Source organism: Pseudomonas sp. GW821-FHT02C04 (assembly GCF_059421845.1).
Map to the genome: position 1 here is coordinate 68,155 of NZ_JBWKVT010000012.1, position 22,425 is coordinate 90,579.

Here is a 22,425-nt window from a genome sequence, read left to right on the forward strand (position 1 = left end):
CGGCAAGCCGTCTTGATCGATTTCTGAAGTCCCGAGGGGGCCGCCGGTTTCGGGGCCACCCTCGAGGGGCTTCTCGCTACAGTCTCAAGGCGAACGCTTAGCGTCGCTTGGCCATCTCGTTGATGAAGCGGTCAAACAGTGGCGCCACATCGTTCGGGCCCGGGCTCGCTTCAGGGTGACCCTGGAAGCTGAACGCGCTCTTGTCGGTGCGCTCGATACCTTGCAGGGTGCCGTCGAACAGCGATTTGTGGATCGCGCGGACGTTGGCTGGCAGGGTCGCTTCGTCAACCGCAAAACCGTGGTTCTGGCTGGTGATCATCACGACGCCCGTGTCCAGATCCTGTACCGGGTGGTTGGCACCGTGGTGGCCGTGACCCATTTTCAGGGTCTTGGCGCCGGAGGCCAGAGCCAGCAGCTGGTGGCCGAGGCAGATGCCGAAGACCGGAATTTCGGTTTCCAGCACTTCCTTGATTGCCTTGATCGCGTAGTCGCAAGGCTCCGGGTCACCAGGGCCGTTGGACAGGAACACGCCGTCCGGCTTCAGGGCCAGTACGTCGGCAGCCGGGGTTTGCGCCGGCACTACGGTGACGCGGCAGCCGCGCTCGACCAGCATGCGCAGGATGTTGACCTTGACGCCGTAGTCGTAGGCAACCACGTGGTAAGGCAGCTCGGAGGCTTCGATGGTCGCGTGGCTGTCGGTTTTCAGATCCCAGACAGTGGAGCGCCATTCGTACTGGGTCTTGGTGCTGACGACTTTCGCCAGGTCCATGCCCTTCAGGCCCGGGAAGCCTTGTGCGGCGGCAATGGCAGCGGCTTCGGAGATGTTGTCGCCGGCCATGATGCAGCCGTTCTGTGCGCCTTTTTCACGCAGGATGCGGGTCAGGCGACGGGTGTCGATACCGGCGATCGCCACAACATTGTTGGCTTTCAGGTAGTCGGACAGGGACATCGTGTTACGCCAGTTGCTCGCTACCAGCGGCAGGTCACGGATGACCAGGCCAGCGGACCAGACGCGGTCGGACTCGGCGTCTTCCGGCGTGGTGCCGGTGTTGCCGATGTGCGGGTAAGTCAGGGTAACGATCTGTTGGGCGTAGGAAGGATCGGTAAGGATTTCCTGATAGCCGGTCATTGCGGTGTTGAACACCACCTCACCAACGGTCTGACCGTCGGCTCCAATGGCTTCGCCGCGAAAAATGCTGCCATCAGCAAGGGCGAGTATGGCTGGCTTAGTCAAGAAGACCTCCCGTAAATAACGCATGAAAGGGCAATCGCAGGTTGTAAAAAAGCGGAGTGACGTATGGACACGTCACCCCGCTTCTTCACTGAATTATTCTGCGCGCTTTTAGTGGACACACTAAAGCTGTAGCTTACAGAAAAAGGGATTTTTGGTCTACCGCCAATGAGCCTGAAAGGCCGGAGAATGCGACAGGGCGTCGCTGGGCGGAGTAAAACCGGCACAAACAGGGCGTTTGCGCCGGATTCAAACAAGGCTCAACGCAGGTCGAGCACGTCCTGCATGTCGTAAAGACCGGGTTCGCGAGCATCCAGCCACAACGCTGCACGCACCGCGCCCTTGGCGAACGTCATGCGGCTCGAAGCCTTGTGCGTGATCTCCAGACGCTCGCCTTCACAGGCGAACAACACCGTGTGATCGCCCACCACATCACCACCGCGAACAGTGGCGAAACCGATGGTTTCACGCTCACGCACACCGGTGTGACCTTCACGACCATAGACCGCAACCTTCTGCAGATCGCGATCCAGCGCACTGGCGATCACCTCGCCCATGCGCAGAGCGGTGCCCGATGGCGCATCGATCTTGTGACGGTGATGAGCCTCGATGATTTCGATGTCCGCGTCATCACCCAGCACGCGAGCCGCCATGTCGAGCAATTTCAGCGACAGGTTGACGCCAACGCTGAAGTTGGCGGCGAACACGATCGGAATATCCTTGCCCGCTTCGGCCAGCAGCTGCTTCTGGGCAGCATCCAGACCGGTGGTGCCGATCACCATGGCTTTACCGGCCTTGCGGCAGAACGCCAGGTTTTTCAGCATGACTTCCGGCAGGGTGAAGTCGATCAACACGTCGAACTCTTCCGCGACCGACTCCAGATTCCCGGACAGCGGCACGCCGATTCGCCCAAGCGAGGCCAGCTCACCGGCATCCACCCCGATCAGCGTACTGCCAGGGCGGACAATGGCGGCCGTCAAACCGGTCAGCGGCGCGCGCTGTTGCACGGCCTCGACCAGAATCTTGCCCATGCGCCCGGCGGCGCCCATCACAGCTATACGTCGCATGCCGACTCCTTACAGATCGCCGAAGAAGCGCTTCACGCCATCGAACCAACCGGTGGTTTTTGGTGAATGGCTGTTGTCGTCCGCAAGAGAGCTGCGGAACTCTTCAAGCAATTCACGCTGACGACGATTCAGGTTGACCGGGGTCTCGACCGCTACACGGCACATCAGATCACCTGCACCGCCACCACGCACCGGCGCCACACCTTTACCACGCACGCGGAATTGCTTGCCGGTCTGAGTCCCCTCAGGGATCTTCAGCTTGACGCGACCGTCGAGGGTCGGAATTTCCAGCTCGCCACCCAGCGCCGCATCGACAAAGCTGATCGGCACTTCGCAGAACAGATGCTTGCCGTCACGCTGGAAGATCGCGTGCTCGCGCACATTGATCACAACATAAAGGTCGCCAGTCGGCCCACCCTGAGTACCCGCCTCGCCTTCGCCGGACAGACGAATGCGGTCACCGGTATCAACGCCGGCTGGCACTTTGACGGAGAGGGTTTTGTATTCTTCGACGCGACCGTCACCGTGGCAGGAGTCGCACGGGTCGGAAATGATCTTGCCCTGACCATGGCAACGCGGGCAGGTCTGCTGTACGGAGAAGAAGCCTTGCTGCATGCGCACCTGGCCGATGCCGCCGCACGTCGGGCACGTCGATGGCGACGAACCTTTCTTGGCGCCCGAACCATCGCATGGCTTGCAGTTGACCAGCGTCGGAACGCGGATATTCACGGTCGTACCGCGCACCGCTTCTTCCAGGTTCAGCTCCAGGGTGTAGCGCAAGTCGCTGCCACGCTGGGCGCCGCCACGGGAACCACCGCGACCGCCACCAAAGAAGTCACTGAATACATCACCGAAAATATCGGAGAAGTTCTGACCGCCGAAACCGGCACCGCCGCCACCCATGCTCGGGTCGACGCCGGCATGGCCGTACTGATCGTACGCCGCACGCTTGCTGGAATCGGACAATACTTCGTAGGCCTCGTTGGCCTCTTTGAACAGTTCTTCCGACGCTTTGTCATCGGGATTACGGTCCGGGTGATGCTTCATCGCCAGACGGCGATAGGCCTTCTTCAGGTCTGCGTCGCTTGAGCCACGCTCAACACCCAACACTTCGTAATAGTCACGCTTTGCCATAAGTCTTTGCACTCTTAAGGACGTTCGGCAAACCCCTCCTGAGCTTCGCCAAACTCGTTGAGCCCCAATACAGGCCCGGACCCAACTCACGTCAATTCAACGATCCTGGTCTTTGATTCATGCGGCACTTGCAGCGCGAAAAGCAGGAGCATTTCCGGCCATGCCACCAACACACGAAGCTTGTCGCATGCTGTAAAAATTCGCGTATTCCAGATACGCCAACGCGGGAGCAAGCTCCCGCGCGGCGACATCCTACCAGTCAGTGCCCAAAGGCAGTCAACCGGCCGACCAACAACTTACTTGTGGTCTTTGACTTCTTCGAACTCGGCATCGACAACATCGTCAGCCTTTTCAGCTTTCTCTGCGTGCGGAGCCGCGCCTTCGGCAGGCTGAGCCTGTTCGGCGTACATCTTCTGGGCAACCGGCGCGGAGACTTTCGACAGCTCTTCGATCTTCGCTTCGATGGCAGCCTTGTCGTCGCCTTTGACGGCAGCTTCCAGGGCAACCACGGCCGCTTCGATTGCAGTTTTCTCTTCTGCAGTCACTTTGTCGCCAGCGTCGGTGACCATCTTGCGAGTCGAGTGAACCAGCGCGTCACCCTGGTTACGGGCACCGGCCAGTTCTTCGAACTTGCGGTCTTCCTCAGCGTTCAGCTCGGCGTCGCGCACCATCTTCTGGATTTCTTCATCCGACAGACCGGAGTTGGCCTTGATGGTGATCTTCTGCTCTTTGCCAGTCGCCTTGTCTTTCGCGCCGACGTGCAGGATGCCGTTGGCGTCGATGTCGAAGGTCACTTCGATCTGTGGCACACCGCGTGGCGCTGGTGGAATCTCGGCCAGGTCAAACTTGCCCAGGGACTTGTTCTGTGCGGCTTGCTTGCGCTCGCCTTGCAGGACGTGAATGGTCACGGCGCCCTGGTTGTCGTCGGCAGTCGAGAACACTTGCGATTTCTTGGTAGGAATCGTGGTGTTTTTCTCGATCAGCGCGGTCATCACGCCGCCCATGGTTTCGATACCCAGGGTCAGCGGGCTGACGTCGAGCAGCAGAACGTCTTTCACGTCACCAGCCAGAACGGCACCCTGGATGGCAGCACCCATGGCAACGGCTTCGTCCGGGTTGACGTCTTTACGAGCTTCTTTACCGAAGAAATCGGTAACCAGTTTCTGTACCAGCGGCATACGGGTCTGACCGCCGACCAGGATCACGTCGTTGATCGCGCCAACGTCGAGACCGGCGTCTTTCATGGCGATACGGCAAGGCTCGATGGTGCGCTGAACCAGGTCTTCAACCAGTGCTTCGAGCTTGGCACGCGAGATTTTCACGTTCAGGTGCTTAGGACCGGTGGCGTCTGCAGTGATGTACGGCAGGTTCACGTCGGTCGACTGAGCGGACGACAGCTCGATCTTGGCCTTCTCGGCAGCTTCTTTCAGGCGCTGCATGGCCAGCGGGTCACCCTTAAGGTTCATGCCGCTTTCTTTCTTGAATTCGTCAACGAGGTAGTCGATCAGACGAATGTCGAAGTCTTCACCGCCCAGGAACGTGTCACCGTTGGTGGCCAACACTTCGAACTGGTGCTCGCCGTCAACTTCAGCGATTTCGATCACGGATACGTCGAAAGTACCGCCACCCAGGTCGTAAACGATCACGGTGTGATCGCCCTTGGCCTTGTCCATACCGTAAGCCAGAGCGGCTGCGGTTGGTTCGTTGATGATACGTTTTACGTCCAGACCCGCGATGCGGCCGGCGTCTTTGGTCGCCTGACGCTGACTGTCGTTGAAGTAGGCCGGAACGGTGATCACCGCTTCAGTCACTGCTTCGCCGAGGTAGTCTTCGGCGGTCTTCTTCATCTTCTTCAGAATTTCAGCCGAGATTTGTGGCGGTGCCATTTTCTGGCCGTTCACTTCAACCCAGGCGTCGCCGTTGTCAGCCTTGGCGATCTTGTAAGGCACCATCTGAATGTCTTTCTGTACGACTTCTTCTTCGAAGCGACGACCGATCAGACGCTTTACCGCGTACAGGGTGTTGTGCGGGTTGGTCACTGCCTGACGCTTGGCGGACTGGCCGACCAGGATTTCGCCATCGTTGGCGTAAGCAATGATCGACGGCGTGGTACGCGCGCCTTCGGCGTTTTCAATAACTTTGGCTACGCCGTTTTCAAGAATGGAGACGCAGGAGTTGGTAGTCCCCAGGTCGATACCGATAATTTTGCCCATGTTAACTCTCCCGAAACTTTGGATTTGGTTGCCGCAGTGGTTGTGGCCAACTGCGGTAGCACTTAAACGCTTGACTTCTAAATGGGGGCCTTGCGGCTAATTTCAAGCCTTCTCGTCAATCGAAGGCGAAACTGGCGCCGGTGCCTTGCTGACCACGACCATCGCCGGACGCAGCAGGCGACCATTGAGCTGGTAGCCCTTCTGGAAAACCTTCAATACGCTGTTCGGTTCCACATCTGCGCTTTCCTGCATGGCCATCGCCTGATGCTGAACAGCGTTGAACGGCTCACCTTCCTGCGGTGCGACAGCCACAAGCTGATAGCGCGAAAGGGTGTCGTGGAACATTTTCAGGGTCAGCTCGATGCCTTCGCGCATCGGACGGATGCTTTCGTCGTCCGGGTTCGACAGCTCAAGGCCGCGTTCCAGGCTGTCGACGATCGGCAGCAGGTCGCCGGCGAATTTTTCCAGCGCAAACTTGTGAGCCTTTTCGACGTCCTGCTCGGCACGGCGGCGGACGTTCTGCAGATCGGCAGCTACGCGCAGAGATTGATCCTGCGCGGCGGCCAATTGCTCTTCGAGCACTTGTACACGGGTCGCCAGGTCATCACCCGCTGTCTCGGGCGCCTGATTGGCTTCTGCTTTTTGCGTATCTACTGTCTGTTCGTCAGCCATAGAATTCTCCTTTCAATAACGTCCGCGAGCTCGACTCGCGCTTCTGCCCCGGTATATGGGGCCGCAAAATCAGGCTTCAAGGGCTGACAATGATTAACCCTACAAAAAAGTGCTGCATTGTCATTCCCGGGCGCGATAAGCATTTGATCGGATCAAGCCAATCGAGCTAAGCGAGGGCATTGTCAGGCCGAAACAAAACACTGTATAAATAACCAGACCTAAAGCCTGGGAGCGGCCCTTATGCTGGTGCACCTGTCCGTACACAACTACGCCATCGTTGAACATCTCGATCTCGAACTCGATCGCGGGATGAGCGTGATTACCGGGGAAACCGGCGCCGGCAAATCGATCATGCTCGACGCGCTGGGCCTGACCCTTGGCGATCGCGCCGACAGCGGCGTGGTTCGCCCGGGCGCCGACAAGGCCGATATCCTGGCAACCTTCGACCTGGTCGACATTCCCGAAGCCAGCGCCTGGCTGGCCGAGCGCGACCTGGAAATCGACGGCCCGTGCATTCTGCGCCGGGTCATCACCTCGGAAGGCCGCTCCCGTGGCTATATCAATGGCACGCCCTGCCCGCTCGGCGACCTCAAAGCCCTCGGCGAGCTGTTGATCGACATCCACAGCCAGCACGAACACCAATCCCTGCTCAAGACGGACACCCACCGCCGCCTGCTCGACGAGTACGCCGGCGCCACCGATCTGGCCCGACAAGTACAACTGGCCGCCCAGCGCTGGCGCCAGACCCGCCTGGAGCTGGAGCGCCTGTCCAACTCCGGCGACGAACAACGCGCACGCCATCAACTGCTCAGCTATCAGCTCGAAGAACTGGAAAATCTCGGCCTCGGCGAGAACGAGCTGGAAGATCTGGAGCAGGAACACAAGAACCTGACCAACGCCGAAACCCTGCTGGGCATCTGCCGGCAAGTGGTCGAGCAGTGCAGCGAAAGTGATTCCGGCAATGTGCTGAATGCACTGACCGCCAGCCTCAATCGCCTGTCGAGCGTGAACAACTCGATCGACGCCCTGGGCGAAGCCAGCAGTTTGCTGACCAGCGCGCAGATCCAGGTCGAAGAGGCTGTCGGCGAGCTCAACCGCTTCCTCGACAACTTCGACGCCGATCCGGCGCGCCTGCAGTATCTGGAAGAGCGCCTCGACGCCATTTACACCCTGGCACGCAAGCACCGGATCCAGCCGACCGAAGTCGCCGAGATGCAGCAAAAGCTGCTGGATGAAATCGAAACCCTCAATGCCAACGACGAATCCATCGAGCGCCTGGGCGAAGAGCTCGCATCGTATGCACGTCACTACCAGGAAAAGGCCCGGGAACTGAGTGATCTGCGCCATCAGGCTGCGGGTAGTCTGGCCAGCGCAGTCGAACAAGAGATTCAACGACTCGGCATGCCTGGCGGGCGCTTCACCATCGAACTGCGCCCCAACGCCAGCGGTGAACTCCTGCCCAACGGCCTCGAACAGGTCGAACTGCTGGTCAGCGCCAACCCCGGCCAACCATTGAAAGCCTTGGCCAAAGTGGCATCCGGCGGTGAACTCTCGCGGATCAGTCTGGCGATTCAGGTGATCACCGCCCAGACCTCACGTGTGCCGACGTTGGTGTTCGACGAAGTGGACGTGGGTATTGGCGGTCCGACTGCCGAGATTGTCGGCCAGCTATTGCGGCGCCTGGGCGAACGCGGACAAGTACTGACCGTTACGCACTTGCCGCAAGTGGCTGCCCAGGGGCATCAGCATTTATTCGTGCACAAGGTGCGAGGCGAGCAGGCGACGCACACCGCCGTCTCGAAGCTGAGCAAAAATGACCGTATAGAAGAAGTCGCGAGGATGCTCGGCGGCATTGATCTGACCAAAGAGTCTCTGGCGCACGCCAAGAAGATGGTCGTTACCGCAAAGGTTTAAGCACGACAGAAAGCACGAAGGCGACCCTTGGGTCGCCTTCGTTCGTTTCGCGAACCTGAAATTCGCGCGACATGCTTACTTTTTCTTGCGCACGTACAGCACCAGGTTGTGATCTACCAACTCGACACCGTGCTCTTCGGCAATTGCCTTCTGGAGCTTTTCGATTTCGATGCTGACGAATTCGACAACCTCACCGGTTTCCACGTTGACCATATGGTCGTGGTGGCCACCGTCGGCCAATTCGAATACCGCGTGACCGCCATCGAAGTTATGACGGACCACGAGGCCAGCCGCTTCGAACTGGGTCAGAACACGGTAAACCGTGGCCAGACCGACGTCCTCGCCAGCTTCCATCAACGCCTTGTAGACGTCCTCGGCACTCATGTGACGCTGCTCGGTAGAGTCGAGCATTTGCAGGATCTTGACCCGTGGCAGGGTCACTTTGAGGCCGGCTTTGCGTAGTTCGCTATTTTCAACCATGGTCAGCTTTCTCGCGATGCTGCTTCGCAGCTTCTCTTAATGCGGGTATGATCGGCGTTTACGTTGTCCCAGCCAAGATAGTGGAAGTCGCCCACCGATGCAAAACACCAAGCTCTTGCTAACCAGTTTCACCTTTGTGGGACTGCTCGCACTCGCCGGTTGTTCATTCCCCGGGGTTTACAAAATCGACATCCAGCAGGGCAATGTCGTCACGCAGGACATGATAGACCAGTTACGCCCGGGAATGACCCGGCCGCAAGTACGGTTTATCATGGGCAACCCTCTGCTTGTCGACACGTTCCATGCCAATCGCTGGGATTATCTGTACAGCCTGCAACCTGGTGGCGGTGAACGCCAGCAGGAACGCATGAGTGTCATTTTCGACTCTAACGACCGCCTTGTCAGCCTGTCCGGTGACTTCATGCCGGGCGTGAGCCGTGACGAAGCCATTCTCGGCAAGGAAAGTGGCACTAACGTGACCGCTCCTGCTGAAAACGCCGAGAAGCCAAAACCGGAAAAACCGGTCAAGCCAGGTTCCTTGCTGGATCAGATCCAGAAGGACGTCGATGGTGTGGAAACCGTTCCGGTTCCGACACCAGAGCCGCTGGACACCTCGCCGCAATAATTTGCGACGCAATAAAAAACCCGGAAATTCCGGGTTTTTTATTGCCTGCAGATTGGCGCATCACTGATTTCTGGCTTTAGCCTCGGCAGCCTTGGCGGCCCGCAATCGGCGCACCTCTTTCGGATCGGCCAGCAGTGGTCGGTAGATTTCGAGGCGATCCCCCGCCTGAACAACCCGCACATCCGGATCAGCAATCACTTTGCCGAAAATCCCGACCGGACAACCGGCCAGATCCAGCTCAGGAAAGTCGCCATCAATGCCGCTGGCCAACAGTGCAGCACGGACCGTCGAACCCTCCGCCACGCTGATCGTCCGTAACACCTGACGATCAACCGCCGCGTACACCACTTCTATTTCGATCACCGGCTCAACCATGCATCTGCTTGGCGCGCTGGCAGAATGCATCCACCAACGTATTGGCAGCCTGATTGAACAGGGGCCCGAGCGTGGCGCGCACCAACGGGCCGGCATAATCGAAGGACAGATCGAGGCTGATCTTGCAGGCCTTCTCGTTCAACACCTTGAACACCCAGACACCGTGCAACTGATTGAACGGACCTTCCTCGAGGTTCATCTCGATCGATTGTCCCGGCACCAGGGTATTGCGTGTCACGAAGTGCTGACTGAGGCCGCCCTTGGCCACACCGACGCTGGCGCGCATGTGTTCAGGCGAGCTTTCCAGGACCTCTGCTGACGAGCACCACGGCAGGAACTCCGGATAACGCGCCACGTCATTGACCAGGTCATAGAGAAATTGCGCCGGGTAAGGCAGCAGCGCTGATCGTTGAATATGTGTCGTCATGTAAGCGTCACTTCCAGAGCTGGGTGGCAAACACTACAAGAATGCCGATGGGCGCCACATAGCGCATCAAGAACAGAGACAAGGCGAACAGCGCCGGGCTGCGAATCGACAATTCGTCGCGCACCGCGTCACGCCCCATCACCCATCCGGCAAACAGTACAAAGCACAGCCCGCCGAGCGGCAGCATGATCCGTGAGGTGAAGAAGTCGATCACACCAAAGAAGTCCAGACCGCCTGCGGCACCCCATTGGTAGAGATGGAACATTCCGCCTTCGTTCACGAAAAATTTCGCCTCCTTCCAGATATTGAAGGAGAACACCGTGCCCAGGCCGACAAACCAGCAGGTAAACGCCAACCAGAATGTCACCCAGGCACGACTGATTTTAGTCCGCTCGACCAGATAGGCGACCATCGGCTCCAGCAGGGAAATCGCCGAACTCCAGGCGGCGATGGCCACCAGAACGAAGAACACCACGCCCATCAACTGGCCGAATAGCACATTACCGAAAGCGAATGGCAGGCTGACGAACATCAGCCCCGGGCCTTCGCTCGGGTTCAAACCGCCAGCGAACACAATCGGAAACAATGCCAGACCGGCCACCAGCGAAACGAAGGTATCGAGCAGCGCTACACCCACAACGGTGCCGGACAGCGAAGCTTCCTTTGTCATGTAGGCGCCGTAGATCATGATCGAACCCACGCCCACGCTCAGGGAAAAGAACGCGTGGCCCATGGCTGGCAGCAAGCCGTCGAGAACTTTCTCCGGGTGGAAGTCGAACATGAAATGCACGCCTTCCATGAAATGCCCGGTGGTCATGCTGTAGCCCAGCAGGACGAGGACCATCACAAACAATAGCGGCATCATGATCCGCAGGCTGCGCTCAAGCCCGGCAACCACACCTTTGGCGATCACCACGGCGGACAGCAGCATGAAAACCGTGTGCCACAGCGTGATGCGCCAAGGGTCGGCGATGACATTGCCGAAATAGGCACCGACCTGATCGGCCGTTGCGCCCTGGAAATCCCCGCGCCCCATATCAATGATGTAATCCAGCGACCAGCCGCCGACCACACTGTAGAAAGACAGGATCAGCAACGCCGTGATCATCCCGGCGAACGCGCCCCACGACCACTTGCCCGAATGCCCGGCTTCGATCGCCAGCACCTTGAGGGCGTTGGCTGGACTCAGCCGCGCACGCCGGCCGATCAGGGTTTCCGCGAGCATCACCGGAATACCGATCAGCGCGATGCAGGCCAGAAACATCAGCACAAAGGCGCCGCCACCGTAGACCCCGACCATGTAGGGGAACTTCCAGATGCTGCCCAATCCCACGGCCGAACCGGTCGCGGCGAATATGAAAACCCAGCGGCTAGCCCAACTGCCGTGGACAGAAACCTTGTCTGTCGACATCGTTTATCACGCCCAAGCGTTAGAAAAAGAGGCCGCATTGTCCGGGATTCACTCAACCTGCTCAAGCTCGCAGCATCACCGTAGCCGACAGCCGTTTATCTCCATATAATGCCGCCCCTATGGCTAAACAGAAGAAACACCCAACAGGGACCATCGCGCAGAACAAAAAGGCGCGACACGATTACTTCATCGAGCACAAGTTCGAGGCTGGTCTGGTCCTGGCCGGCTGGGAAGTAAAAAGTCTGCGGGCAAGCAAGCTGCAACTGGTCGACAGTTACGTCCTGCTCAAGGATGGCGAAGCCTGGCTGCTTGGCAGCCACATCACGCCTCTGATGACCGCCAGCACCCACGTCATCGCTGACCCGGTCCGCACCCGGAAGCTGCTGCTAAACCGGCGCGAGCTGGAGAAGCTGGCCGCCGCCGTGCAGCAGAAGGGTTATGCCTGCGTATGCCTGTCCTGGTACTGGAGCAAGCACATGGTCAAGTGCGAGATCGCTCTGGGCAAGGGCAAGAAGGAATACGACAAGCGTGATACCGAACGCGAACGCGATGCCGGTCGCGAGTTGCAGCGTGCGGTGCGCAACAAGGGCAAGGAAGACTGATTCTTCTGCCTGAATGACCATTCCCGCGCTCAGCGCGGGAATGGTCATGCCTGAACCTACATCCCTTTGCGCCGCTCGGCCCGAGCCACGCGCTGAACTTCCTGGCGTACCTCTTCCAGCACTTCCTGCACATACAGAATGTGTCGGCTGGAAACCTCTCGCGCCTGCTCTGCACGTCCTTCGATAATGGCCTGGTACAGTTCCCGGTGCTGAGTGATCAGCATGTCGCGGGTTTCCGTGCGCTGCTTGTACATGCCGCCGATGTTGGTCACCACATTGCGCTTGAGCAGGTCGAACAGCCCGCGAATGGTGTGCAGCAACACCGCGTTATGACTGGCCTCGGCGATCGCCAGATGAAATTTCGCGTCCGCCGCCCCCTCCTCCGCCCGACTCACTTCGTCATGGCGCGAGTAGCAATCCTGTAGCTCTTCGAACGCCGCGGTCAGCCGCTCGCGATCCACATCCGTGGCGCGCAATGCCGCGTAATAGGCACACGATGCCTCCAGCGTGTGGCGAAACTCCAGCAGATCGCGCTGGGCCTCGGGATTACTTTCCAGCAGTTGCAGCAATGGGTCGCTGAAGGTCGAGCCCAGGCTTTCCACCACGTAATTGCCGCCGCCCTGCTTGCTGACCAGCAGCCCCTTGGCCGCCAGCTTCTGGATTGCCTCGCGCAACGAAGGCCGGGACACACCGAACTGCTCCGCCAATGTGCGCTCGGCCGGCAGGCGCTCACCGGACTTCAATGTCCCCTCGAGGATCATCCCCTCAAGCCGCTCGACAATATCGTCAGACAAACGGCGCTGACGTATCTGATCAAACCCCATCACTCAATTCTCCACGATCCCGACCACTCGCCGGGCTCTCTATTCTGGCCTATCGGCGCCTTGCCGACACCTGCCAGATGAAACGCCCCGGACCGGATCAGATCGAGCCTGCACCGGTCATTCGACAAAAGTTTTAGGGCGGCAAATTGACACACCGACATCAAGGCTTTTACCCTAGCCAACAGCGATTGTAAATTGGTATTACCAATTAACCAAGAACGCTGACAGTGCCTGACCAACAACAATTAGGGGCCACCCCATATGCAAACCTGGCAACAGCTCTACAGCCCGCTCGGCAGTCTCGGCGTGTCCGCACTCGCGGCCGTCATCCCCATCGTGTTCTTCTTCCTCGCCCTGGCGGTGTTCCGCCTCAAAGGTCATGTCGCCGGCAGCATCACGCTAGCCCTGGCGATCCTTGTGGCAATCTTTGCGTTCCAGATGCCGGTCGACATGGCGCTCGCCGCCGCTGGTTATGGTTTCGCCTATGGTCTGTGGCCGATTGCCTGGATCATTGTCGCGGCGGTGTTCCTGTACAAACTGACGGTCAAGAGCGGTCAGTTCGAAGTCATCCGCAGTTCGGTCCTGTCGATCACCGATGACCAGCGCTTGCAGGTGCTGCTGATCGGCTTCTGCTTCGGCGCCTTCCTCGAAGGTGCAGCCGGTTTCGGCGCGCCAGTGGCGATTACCGCTGCGCTGCTCGTAGGACTGGGCTTCAACCCGCTGTACGCCGCCGGCCTGTGCCTGATTGCCAACACCGCGCCGGTCGCGTTCGGTGCCTTGGGGATTCCGATCATCGTCGCCGGGCAGGTCACCGGTATCGATGCGTTCAAGATTGGCGCCATGACCGGCCGCCAACTGCCACTGCTGTCGCTGTTCGTACCGTTCTGGCTGGTATTCATGATGGACGGCCTGCGCGGTGTGCGTGAAACCTGGCCTGCGGCGCTGGTTGCAGGCCTGAGCTTCGCTGTGACCCAGTACTTCACCTCGAATTTCATCGGCCCGGAACTGCCGGACATCACTTCGGCCCTGGCCAGCCTGATCTCGCTGACCCTGTTCCTGAAAGTCTGGCAGCCAAAACGCACTGCAGGCGCACAGATCGCCGGTGCCACCTCGAACGTGGCGGTCACCGCCAGCGTCGGCGGTTTCGGCCAGAAACGCACCACCATCGCTTCGCCCTACAGCCTCGGGGAAATCTTCAAGGCCTGGTCACCGTTCCTGATCCTCACCGTGCTGGTCACCATCTGGACCCTCAAACCGTTCAAGGCGATGTTCGCCGCTGGCGGCTCGATGTACGCCTGGGTGTTCAACTTTGCGATCCCGCACCTGGATCAACTAGTGATCAAGACCGCACCGATCGTCGCGACGCCGACAGCCATTCCGGCCGTATTCAAACTTGACCCGATTTCCGCCACCGGCACGGCGATTTTCTTCTCCGCGCTGATCTCGATGATCATCCTGAAGATCAATTTCAAAATTGGTATGACCACCCTGAAAGAAACTTTCTACGAACTGCGCTGGCCTATTTTGTCGATCGGCATGGTGCTGGCGTTTGCTTTCGTCACCAACTATTCCGGCATGTCCTCGACCATGGCCCTGGTGCTGGCAGCAACCGGCGCGGCATTCCCATTCTTCTCGCCGTTCCTGGGTTGGCTGGGCGTGTTCCTCACTGGTTCCGATACCTCGTCCAACGCGCTGTTCAGTTCGCTGCAAGCGACCACCGCGCACCAGATCGGGGTCAACGACACCTTGCTGGTGGCGGCCAATACCAGCGGCGGCGTGACCGGCAAGATGATTTCGCCACAGTCGATTGCCGTGGCCTGTGCCGCGACCGGGCTGGTGGGCAAGGAATCCGATCTGTTCCGCTTCACCCTCAAGCACAGCCTATTCTTTGCAACGATCGTCGGCCTGATCACTTTGGCTCAGGCCTACTGGTTCACTGGCATGCTGGTGCATTAAGACCACAAGCAACATGGAAATAACCGACGCCGGTTCGTGATTCCGGCGTCAGCAATTCACAACCCGGTCTGTAAGGCTGCTGAAAGCAACGCGCTCTATATTCGGCAGCCTCAATAGACGGATAACCGGGCCCACCCGGAGACACGCCTGATGAGCGAGCTTTTTTACAACGCTGTGCCCAACGCCACTCGCGTTGCACCGCCACTGCCCGAACCCCGGCAATACCCGAGCGAGAAACCGTCGCGGGTCTACCTGTTCGGAACCTGCGTGGTCGATCTGTTCTACCCGGAAGCCGGGATGGACGCGATCCACTTGCTGGAGCGCGAGGGCATTCGGGTCGACTACCCGCAAGGGCAGAGCTGCTGCGGACAACCGGCCTACACCTCAGGTTATACCGAGCAGGCACGGACGGTGGCGCGCTCGCAACTGGCACTGTTTGCCGGCGATTTTCCGGTGGTGGTGCCATCGGGCTCCTGCGCGGGAATGCTCCGTGAGCATTACGCCGACTTGTTCAAGGACGAGCCGGAAACGTTGAAACAGGTTCAGGCCCTCGCGGCCCGCACCTATGAATTGGCCGAGTTTCTGCTGTTCGTCTGCAAGGTGCAGCTCAAGGACAGCGGCGATCCGGTCAAAGTGGCGCTGCACACCTCGTGTTCGGCACGACGGGAAATGAACACCCACCTGCACGGTCGCGAGTTGTTGGCGCAGTTGAGCAACGTGGAACGGGTCAATCACGATCACGAAAGCGAATGCTGTGGCTTCGGTGGGACATTCAGCGTCCGTATGCCAGACATTTCCGGCGCGATGGTGGCTGACAAGACCCGGGCGCTGAAGGAATCTGGCGCGCATCAGGTACTCAGTGCCGACTGCGGCTGTTTGATGAACATCAACGGCTCGCTGGAAAAACAGAAGGAAGCGCTGCGCGGGCAACACCTGGCGAGCTTCCTCTGGCAACGAACCGGAGGTGCCCGATGAGCACTTCCACGATTATTCCTACGGTTGCCGTAGAAGAAGATTTCCGCACCCGGGCGCACAACGCCCTGGGCGATTCGCAGCTGCGGAACAACTTCCGCACGGCGATGGATTCACTGATGACCAAGCGGGCAGCGGCTTTCAGCGATGCCCACGAAAGAGAACACCTGCGTGAACTGGGCAATGCAATCCGTGCCCGCGCGCTCTCCAAGTTGCCCGACCTGCTCGAGCAACTGGAACAGAACCTGACCCGCAACGGTGTGACAGTGCACTGGGCGGAAACGGTGGACGAGGCCAATGGCATCGTCCTTTCGATCATCCGCGCTCACGAGGCGCGGCAAGTGATCAAGGGCAAATCGATGGTCAGCGAAGAGATGGAGATGAACCATTTCCTTGAGGCTCGGGACATTGAATGTCTGGAGTCCGACATGGGGGAGTACATCGTCCAGCTCGACCACGAGAAGCCTTCTCACATAATCATGCCGGCAATCCACAAGAATGCCGGTCAGGTCGCGTCCTTGTTCCACGACAAACTTGGCGTGGAATACACCAAGGACGTTGACCAACTCATTCAGATCGGTCGCAGGGTCCTGCGGCAGAAATTCTTTGAAGCGGACATCGGCGTCTCCGGTGTCAACTTCGCCGTGGCCGAAACCGGCACCCTGCTGCTGGTGGAAAACGAAGGCAACGGTCGCATGACCACCACCGTGCCACCGGTGCACATCGCCGTTACCGGCATCGAAAAAGTCGTGGAAAACCTGCGCGACGTGGTGCCGCTGCTGTCATTGCTGACCCGCTCGGCACTGGGCATTCCGATCACCACCTACGTCAACATGATCTCCGGCCCGCGCAAGGAACACGAACTCGACGGCCCGCAGGAAGTGCATCTGGTGCTGCTCGACAACGGTCGCAGCCAGGCGTTTGCCGACAGCGAACTGCGCCAGACCCTGAACTGCATCCGCTGTGGCGCCTGCATGAATCATTGTCCGGTCTACACCCGTGTCGGCGGCCATACCTATGGCGAGGTTTACCCCGGCCCGATCGGCAAAATCATCACTCCGCACATGGTCGGCCTGGCGAAAGTCCCGGATCACCCGAGCGCCTCTTCGTTGTGCGGCGCCTGCGGTGAAGTGTGCCCGGTGAAGATTCCGATCCCCGCATTGCTGCGTCGCCTGCGCGAAGAGAACGTCAAAGCCCCCGACAGTCCTCATCAAGTGATGCGCGGCCAGGGCAGCAAGTATTCGCGCAAGGAACGCTTTATCTGGAACGCCTGGGCGAAGCTCAACAGCTCGCCGACTTTGTATCGGCTGTTTGCGTTTTTCGCCACGCGCCTGCGTGCCCTGGCGCCGAACAATGTCGGTCCTTGGACGCAGAATCACAGCGCTCCGAAACCCGCCGCCCGCTCACTGCATGACATGGCTCGCGAGCATCTGGCCAAACAAGGAGACCGTTGATGAGCGCCAAGCAAAATATCCTCGGCAAGTTACGGAACAGTCTGACGGGCACCACACCGATTGCCGACAACTTCGATGTCGATCTGGTGACCCAGCCTTACACCTACAGCGCCGAACAACGCATCCCGCAGTTGCGCAAACTGATGGAAGCGGTGCACACCGAAATCCATCTGACGTCCGCTGATGCGTGGCCGGCGCTGCTGGCGCAATTGCTGCGCGACCGCCAGTTGCCGAGCCTGTTGATCGCACCGACTACGCCTCACGGGCAACGCATCACACAACACTGGGCGAACAATCCGGATCTGCCGGCACTGAAATCCTACGACCGGCCGATGGAAGAGTGGAAAGCCGAGCTGTTCAACGACACCCCGGCCAGCCTCACCGGCACCCTCGGTGCCATCGCTGCAACCGGCAGCCTGATTCTCTGGCCGACCCGCGAAGAACCACGGCTGATGAGTCTGGTGCCGCCCGTGCATTTCGCTCTGCTCAAGGCCAGCCAGATCCGCGACAACTTCTATCAGGTCCAGCAGGAATTCGAGTGGGCCCAAGGCATGCCGACCAACGCGCTGCTGGTGTCCGGCCCGTCGAAAACCGCCGACATTGAACAAGTGCTGGCCTACGGCGCCCACGGCCCGAAAGACCTGGTGGTATTGATCCTGGAGGACCAATGACCTTACCGGCGACTTTCCTGCGCGATGCGCAGCAGCTGATTCCGGCCGAACGGCGTTTCGACGATCCATTGTCGACTCTGGCATTCGGCACCGATGCCAGCTTCTACCGGTTGATTCCGCAACTGGTGATCCGCGTCGAATCCGAAGATGAAGTGGTGGCGCTGCTGAAACTGGCCCAGCGTGATCAGGTCCCGGTGACCTTCCGCGCAGCCGGCACCAGCCTGTCCGGCCAGGCGATCAGCGATTCGGTGCTGATCGTGCTGGGGGATAACTGGAATGCCCGGGAGATTCGTGGCCAAGGCACGCAAATCCGCCTGCAACCGGGCGTGATCGGCGCCCAGGCCAACGCCTGGCTCGCGCCATTCGGGCGCAAGATTGGCCCCGATCCGGCGTCGATCAATGCCTGCAAGATCGGCGGCATCGTCGCCAACAACGCCAGCGGCATGTGCTGCGGCACTGCACAAAATACCTATCACACGCTGGCGGGAATTCGTCTGGTGCTGGCCGACGGCACCCGACTCGACACCGAAGACGCCGCCAGCGTCGCGGCGTTTCGAACGAGCCACGGTGAATTGCTGGAACGCCTGGCGACATTGGGCCGCGAAACCCGCGCCAATGCCGAACTGGCTGCGCGAATCCGCCACAAATACCGTCTGAAAAATACCACCGGCCTGTCGCTCAATGCCCTGGTGGATTTCGATGAGCCTGTGGATATCTTGAGCCACTTGCTGGTGGGCTCCGAAGGCACCCTCGGTTTTATCAGCGCAGTGACTTACGACACGGTGATCGACCACCCGAACAAGGCCTCGGCGCTGATCGTGTTCCCCGACGTGGAAACCTGCTGCAACGCCGTCACCGTGCTGAAAAGCCAACCGGTGTCCGCCGTGGAACTGCTGGATCGACGCAGTCTGCGTTCGGTGCAGGACAAACCCGGGATGCCCGATTTCGTACAGCACCTGTCGAACAATGCCTGCGCACTGTTGATCGAATCCCGCGCCGCTTCTTCCACATTGCTGCAGGAACAACTGGCGCAGATCATGGCGTCGCTCGGCGGCTTCCCGGTGGAGAAACAGGTCGACTTCACCGAAGACCCGGTCGAGAACGCCCGCCTCTGGGCGATCCGCAAGGACACCTTCCCCGCCGTCGGCGCCGTGCGCAAGACCGGCACCACGGTGATCATCGAAGACGTGACCTTCCCGGTGGAACAACTGGCAATCGGCGTGAATCGCCTGATCGAGCTGTTCGACAAACATCACTACGACGAAGCGATCCTTTTCGGACACGCACTGGAAGGCAATCTGCACTTCGTCTTCACCCAAGGCTTCAACAGCCCGGAAGAAGTCGCACGCTATCAGGCGTTCATGGACGACGTGGCGCAACTGGTGGCCGTGGAGTTCGGCGGTTCGCTGAAGGCTGAACACGGCACCGGGCGCAACATGGCACCATTTGTCGAACTGGAATGGGGCAGCGATGCCTATCAGTTGATGTGGCAGCTCAAGCGTTTGCTTGATCCTGAGGGCATTCTCAATCCGGACGTGGTGCTCAGCGAAGATCCGCAGATCCACCTCAAGCACCTGAAGCCGCTGCCTGCCGCCGATGAGATTGTGGATAAGTGCATCGAATGCGGTTTCTGTGAGCCGGTTTGTCCATCGAAGGGCCTGACCCTGAGCCCACGTCAGCGCATTGTGATCTGGCGAGATATTCAGGCGAAAAAGCGGGCCGGCATCGACACCCGCGAACTCGAAGAAGCCTACGAGTACCAAGGCATCGACACCTGCGCTGCGACCGGGTTGTGTGCGCAGCGTTGCCCTGTAGGCATCAATACCGGCGAACTGGTGAAAAAGCTGCGCAGCCGTCACGCCACGCACACCAAAACGGCCAACTGGATCGAAGGAAATTTCGCCACCACCCTGCAAGGGGCTCGCTTCACCCTGCACGTGGCCAACGGTGCGCGAATGCTGCTGGGAGCGCCGCGTCTGGCGAAGTTTTCGGCAACACTGACGCGCTTGTCCAAAGGCCAGGTGCCGCAGTGGAGCAACGCAATGCCGCAGCCGGAAAGAGCCATTCGCCTCAGTCCAACAATCTCGGACGAACGCCCGCGCGTGGTGTATCTGGCGGCCTGCGTGTCGCGGGTGATGGGACCGACGGCGGGCGACAAGGAACAAATGTCGCTATACGACAAAACCCGTGGCCTGCTGGAAAAGGCCGGTTATCAGGTGGTGTTCCCGGACAATCTGGACAACCTCTGCTGTGGCCAGCCTTTCGCCTCCAAAGGCTATGCCGAACAGGCCGAGCACAAGCGTCAGGAGTTGATCGGCGCCTTGCTACACGCCAGCCGCGGCGGACTCGACCCGATCTATTGCGATACCAGCCCCTGCACATTACGACTGGTGCAGGATGTGGGAAATGTTCGCCTTGATCTGTATGACCCTGTGCGGTTTATCCGTACGCACCTGATCGATCGACTGGAGTTCATCCCGCAGGACGCACCGATTGCCGTTCATGTGACGTGCAGCACTCAGCACCTGGGGGAAAGTCAGGCGCTGATCGACCTGGCCCGCAAGTGCAGCAAGAACGTGGTCATCCCGGAAGGCATTCATTGCTGCGGCTTTGCCGGCGACAAGGGCTTCACCACACCGGAGCTGAACAGCCATTCTCTGCGCACCCTCAAGGATGCAGTGCAGCATTGCAGCGAAGGGATTTCCACCAGCCGCACCTGTGAGATCGGTCTGACACAACATGGCGGCATCGACTACCACGGCCTGGTGTATCTGGTGGATCGAGTGACCCGGGCCAAACCCCGAGAAACCATCATCTGAAGAAAAATAGAACCCTTGCGAGCGACCGCAGTCCACAGAACAAGCCCCGCTGACGGGGCTTTTCCTCCATTCGGTTGCCCGTCCTGACGGCCAGCGAAGTCTGGATCCTCAGTTCAAGGAGATTTATATGAAACGTTCTGTACTGTTAGGTCTGTTCGTTACTGCCTCGATGATGGCGTCTGCTTCGTTTGCCGCTGACAAGCCTGCCAGCCTTTGCGATACCAATATCCAGACCATCAACAATGCCAAGGGGCAGCTGTCATCGTCGCCCGAATTGAGTCAGCGTGCCGAGGCCAGTGTGCAGAAAGCTCAGACGCTCAAAGCCCAGGGCAAGATCGACGATTGCATTGCAGAAACCCAGCAAACCATTCTGGAACTGCGCAAATCCACCGGCACCAACAATTGATCCAGGCCCGGCCAACCTTCGGGTTGGCCTTGACGGCCGATTGGCGTACACTGCACAGGCTTGCTGCTCTTCGAGATGTACAGAGCATCAGGCTCGGGGCCGTTTAGGATTCGACGCCGGTTGCGAAACTTTAGGTGCATGCCGACTTGGTAACAGAAGTCGTAAATCCACTGTTGCAACTACTTATAGTTGCCAATGACGACCAATACGGTGCTGCTCTCGCTGCTTAATTGCAGCTGACATGCACTCCTGGTACCTTCGGGTCCAGCAATCATCAGGGGATGTCTGTAAACCCAAAATGATTGTCATATAGAACAGAATCGCCGTGCAGTACGTTGTGGACGAAGCGGCTAAAACTTACACAACTCGCCCAAAGCACCCTGCCCGTCGGGTCGCTGAGGGTTAACTTAATAGACACGGCTACGCATGTAGTACCGACAGCGGAGTACTGGCGGACGGGGGTTCAAATCCCCCCGGCTCCACCAACTCTCAACGACAAGGCCCGCCAAGTGCGGGCCTTGTCGCATCTGGGGATTTTTATCCGGAGAGCCCATGCGCCAGGCACTGCTGATCATCGACGTACAACCCTGCTTCTCCCCGCCGCCATGGCTGGTCGAAGGCATCCGCTCGCTCATCGGCATATTGCCCAGCGTCGCCACGGTCGAACGTCACGACGAAAGCCGCACCCCGTTCCAGCGCCAGCTCGGCTGGCATCCGGCGGCGGACGATGACAGCCTGATCGCTGCGGATCGCATTTTCATCAAACACGGTTATGCACCGTCGCTGGACACGATCGATTATCTGAAAAGCCTGAATCTGGATCGTGTTCTGGTCTGTGGTCTACAGACCGAGACCTGTTGTCTCGCCGCTGGGTTTGCGCTGTTTGATGCAGGGTTGCAGCCGACGTTGCTGACCGATCTCACCGTGGGTTCTTCGTTGGATCGTTCGGGCGAGCTGGGTGTGCGGTTATGGGAACATCACTTCAAGCACACGCTGACGTCGAGTGAACTTCGCTCCTGTCTACAGGCGTCCTAGGAAATTTCCCGCAACCTGCGTCGACTTTCATGAGCTGGTTCAAGATGCTTCCGGGCGCTAGTCTTCGCAGCTCCGCTGCAACCAGGAAGATGGTTTACCAAAGGAGCTCGCCAGGAGCCTGAAATCATGGAGCCTCG

Annotated in this window: 20 protein-coding genes and 1 other RNA gene; 11 read left to right on the top strand and 10 right to left on the bottom strand. The window is 59.2% G+C overall.

What is annotated here, in order from left to right; translation table 11 throughout:
- Positions 1–97: 97 nt before the first annotated feature.
- The 5 genes from carA to grpE form a co-directional block, all read right to left on the bottom strand.
- Positions 98–1,234, bottom strand: a complete 1,137-nt coding sequence (carA, locus tag AC07VV_RS29230) for a glutamine-hydrolyzing carbamoyl-phosphate synthase small subunit (RefSeq protein WP_096818820.1) — start codon at positions 1,232–1,234, stop codon at positions 98–100.
- Positions 1,235–1,491: 257 nt separating this feature from the next.
- The gene (gene dapB / locus AC07VV_RS29235; RefSeq protein ID WP_085729543.1) at positions 1,492–2,298 is read right to left on the bottom strand and encodes a 4-hydroxy-tetrahydrodipicolinate reductase; all 807 of its coding nucleotides are present in this window, start codon (positions 2,296–2,298) and stop codon (positions 1,492–1,494) included.
- Positions 2,299–2,307: 9 nt separating this feature from the next.
- Positions 2,308–3,432, bottom strand: a complete 1,125-nt coding sequence (dnaJ, locus tag AC07VV_RS29240) for a molecular chaperone DnaJ (RefSeq protein WP_249485688.1) — start codon at positions 3,430–3,432, stop codon at positions 2,308–2,310.
- Positions 3,433–3,728: 296 nt separating this feature from the next.
- Positions 3,729–5,645, bottom strand: a complete 1,917-nt coding sequence (dnaK, locus tag AC07VV_RS29245) for a molecular chaperone DnaK (RefSeq protein WP_495038215.1) — start codon at positions 5,643–5,645, stop codon at positions 3,729–3,731.
- A gap of 102 nt (positions 5,646–5,747) precedes the next feature.
- Positions 5,748–6,317 (bottom strand): nucleotide exchange factor GrpE, encoded by a 570-nt coding sequence (gene grpE, locus AC07VV_RS29250; protein WP_495038216.1) that lies wholly within the window; start codon positions 6,315–6,317, stop codon positions 5,748–5,750.
- Positions 6,318–6,557: 240 nt separating this feature from the next.
- Here grpE and recN point away from each other — a divergent pair, with 240 nt between their 5' ends.
- Complete coding sequence (recN, locus tag AC07VV_RS29255; protein ID WP_495038217.1) at positions 6,558–8,231, top strand: DNA repair protein RecN; 1,674 nt, start codon at positions 6,558–6,560, stop codon at positions 8,229–8,231.
- 75 nt (positions 8,232–8,306) lie between these two features.
- On the opposite strand, the gene fur is transcribed toward recN, so the two are convergent.
- Positions 8,307–8,711, bottom strand: a complete 405-nt coding sequence (gene fur / locus AC07VV_RS29260) for a ferric iron uptake transcriptional regulator (RefSeq protein WP_064119476.1) — start codon at positions 8,709–8,711, stop codon at positions 8,307–8,309.
- Positions 8,712–8,808: 97 nt separating this feature from the next.
- Here fur and AC07VV_RS29265 point away from each other — a divergent pair, with 97 nt between their 5' ends.
- Positions 8,809–9,336, top strand: coding sequence for an outer membrane protein assembly factor BamE (locus AC07VV_RS29265; protein WP_096818809.1), 528 nt, complete (start codon positions 8,809–8,811; stop codon positions 9,334–9,336).
- 60 nt (positions 9,337–9,396) lie between these two features.
- Here AC07VV_RS29265 and AC07VV_RS29270 read toward each other — a convergent pair whose 3' ends face one another.
- Genes AC07VV_RS29270 through AC07VV_RS29280 form a run of 3 tightly spaced genes read right to left on the bottom strand, consistent with a single transcriptional unit; the run spans position 9,397 to position 11,549 of the window.
- Entirely contained in the window at positions 9,397–9,711 is a 315-nt protein-coding gene (locus AC07VV_RS29270) for an RnfH family protein (RefSeq protein WP_495038218.1), read from the bottom strand.
- Positions 9,704–10,138, bottom strand: a complete 435-nt coding sequence (locus tag AC07VV_RS29275) for a type II toxin-antitoxin system RatA family toxin (RefSeq protein WP_016986510.1) — start codon at positions 10,136–10,138, stop codon at positions 9,704–9,706. The genes AC07VV_RS29270 and AC07VV_RS29275 overlap by 8 nt, the downstream gene beginning before the upstream one ends.
- 7 nt (positions 10,139–10,145) lie before the next feature.
- A complete protein-coding gene (locus tag AC07VV_RS29280) occupies positions 10,146–11,549 on the bottom strand; it encodes a sodium-dependent transporter (protein ID WP_096818805.1) in 1,404 nt (467 codons plus the stop codon).
- Positions 11,550–11,668: 119 nt separating this feature from the next.
- Here AC07VV_RS29280 and smpB point away from each other — a divergent pair, with 119 nt between their 5' ends.
- Positions 11,669–12,151: an SsrA-binding protein SmpB gene (gene smpB, locus AC07VV_RS29285; protein ID WP_007915208.1), complete on the top strand. Its 483-nt coding sequence runs from the start codon at positions 11,669–11,671 to the stop codon at positions 12,149–12,151.
- 56 nt (positions 12,152–12,207) lie between these two features.
- Here smpB and AC07VV_RS29290 read toward each other — a convergent pair whose 3' ends face one another.
- Entirely contained in the window at positions 12,208–12,975 is a 768-nt protein-coding gene (locus AC07VV_RS29290) for an FCD domain-containing protein (protein WP_096818803.1), read from the bottom strand.
- 261 nt (positions 12,976–13,236) lie between these two features.
- Here AC07VV_RS29290 and AC07VV_RS29295 point away from each other — a divergent pair, with 261 nt between their 5' ends.
- From AC07VV_RS29295 to AC07VV_RS29330, 8 genes are all read left to right on the top strand, one after another.
- Positions 13,237–14,931, top strand: coding sequence for a lactate permease LctP family transporter (locus AC07VV_RS29295; protein ID WP_495038219.1), 1,695 nt, complete (start codon positions 13,237–13,239; stop codon positions 14,929–14,931).
- Between the two features lie 150 nt (positions 14,932–15,081).
- On the top strand, positions 15,082–15,906 hold the full coding sequence (locus tag AC07VV_RS29300) for a (Fe-S)-binding protein (RefSeq protein ID WP_495038220.1): 825 nt from the start codon (positions 15,082–15,084) through the stop codon (positions 15,904–15,906).
- Positions 15,903–17,357: a LutB/LldF family L-lactate oxidation iron-sulfur protein gene (locus AC07VV_RS29305; protein WP_085711865.1), complete on the top strand. Its 1,455-nt coding sequence runs from the start codon at positions 15,903–15,905 to the stop codon at positions 17,355–17,357. The genes AC07VV_RS29300 and AC07VV_RS29305 overlap by 4 nt, the downstream gene beginning before the upstream one ends.
- Entirely contained in the window at positions 17,357–18,028 is a 672-nt protein-coding gene (locus AC07VV_RS29310) for a LutC/YkgG family protein (RefSeq protein WP_495038221.1), read from the top strand. The genes AC07VV_RS29305 and AC07VV_RS29310 overlap by 1 nt, the downstream gene beginning before the upstream one ends.
- Complete coding sequence (locus AC07VV_RS29315) at positions 18,025–20,847, top strand: FAD-binding and (Fe-S)-binding domain-containing protein (protein ID WP_495038222.1); 2,823 nt, start codon at positions 18,025–18,027, stop codon at positions 20,845–20,847. Before AC07VV_RS29310 ends, AC07VV_RS29315 begins: the two co-directional genes overlap by 4 nt.
- Before the next feature lie 127 nt (positions 20,848–20,974).
- Positions 20,975–21,253 (top strand): PA2433 domain-containing protein, encoded by a 279-nt coding sequence (locus AC07VV_RS29320; protein WP_495038223.1) that lies wholly within the window; start codon positions 20,975–20,977, stop codon positions 21,251–21,253.
- A gap of 95 nt (positions 21,254–21,348) precedes the next feature.
- Positions 21,349–21,738: a transfer-messenger RNA gene (gene ssrA, locus AC07VV_RS29325) on the top strand.
- Between the two features lie 67 nt (positions 21,739–21,805).
- The gene (locus AC07VV_RS29330; protein WP_495038224.1) at positions 21,806–22,288 is read left to right on the top strand and encodes a cysteine hydrolase family protein; all 483 of its coding nucleotides are present in this window, start codon (positions 21,806–21,808) and stop codon (positions 22,286–22,288) included.
- Positions 22,289–22,425 lie beyond the last annotated feature (137 nt).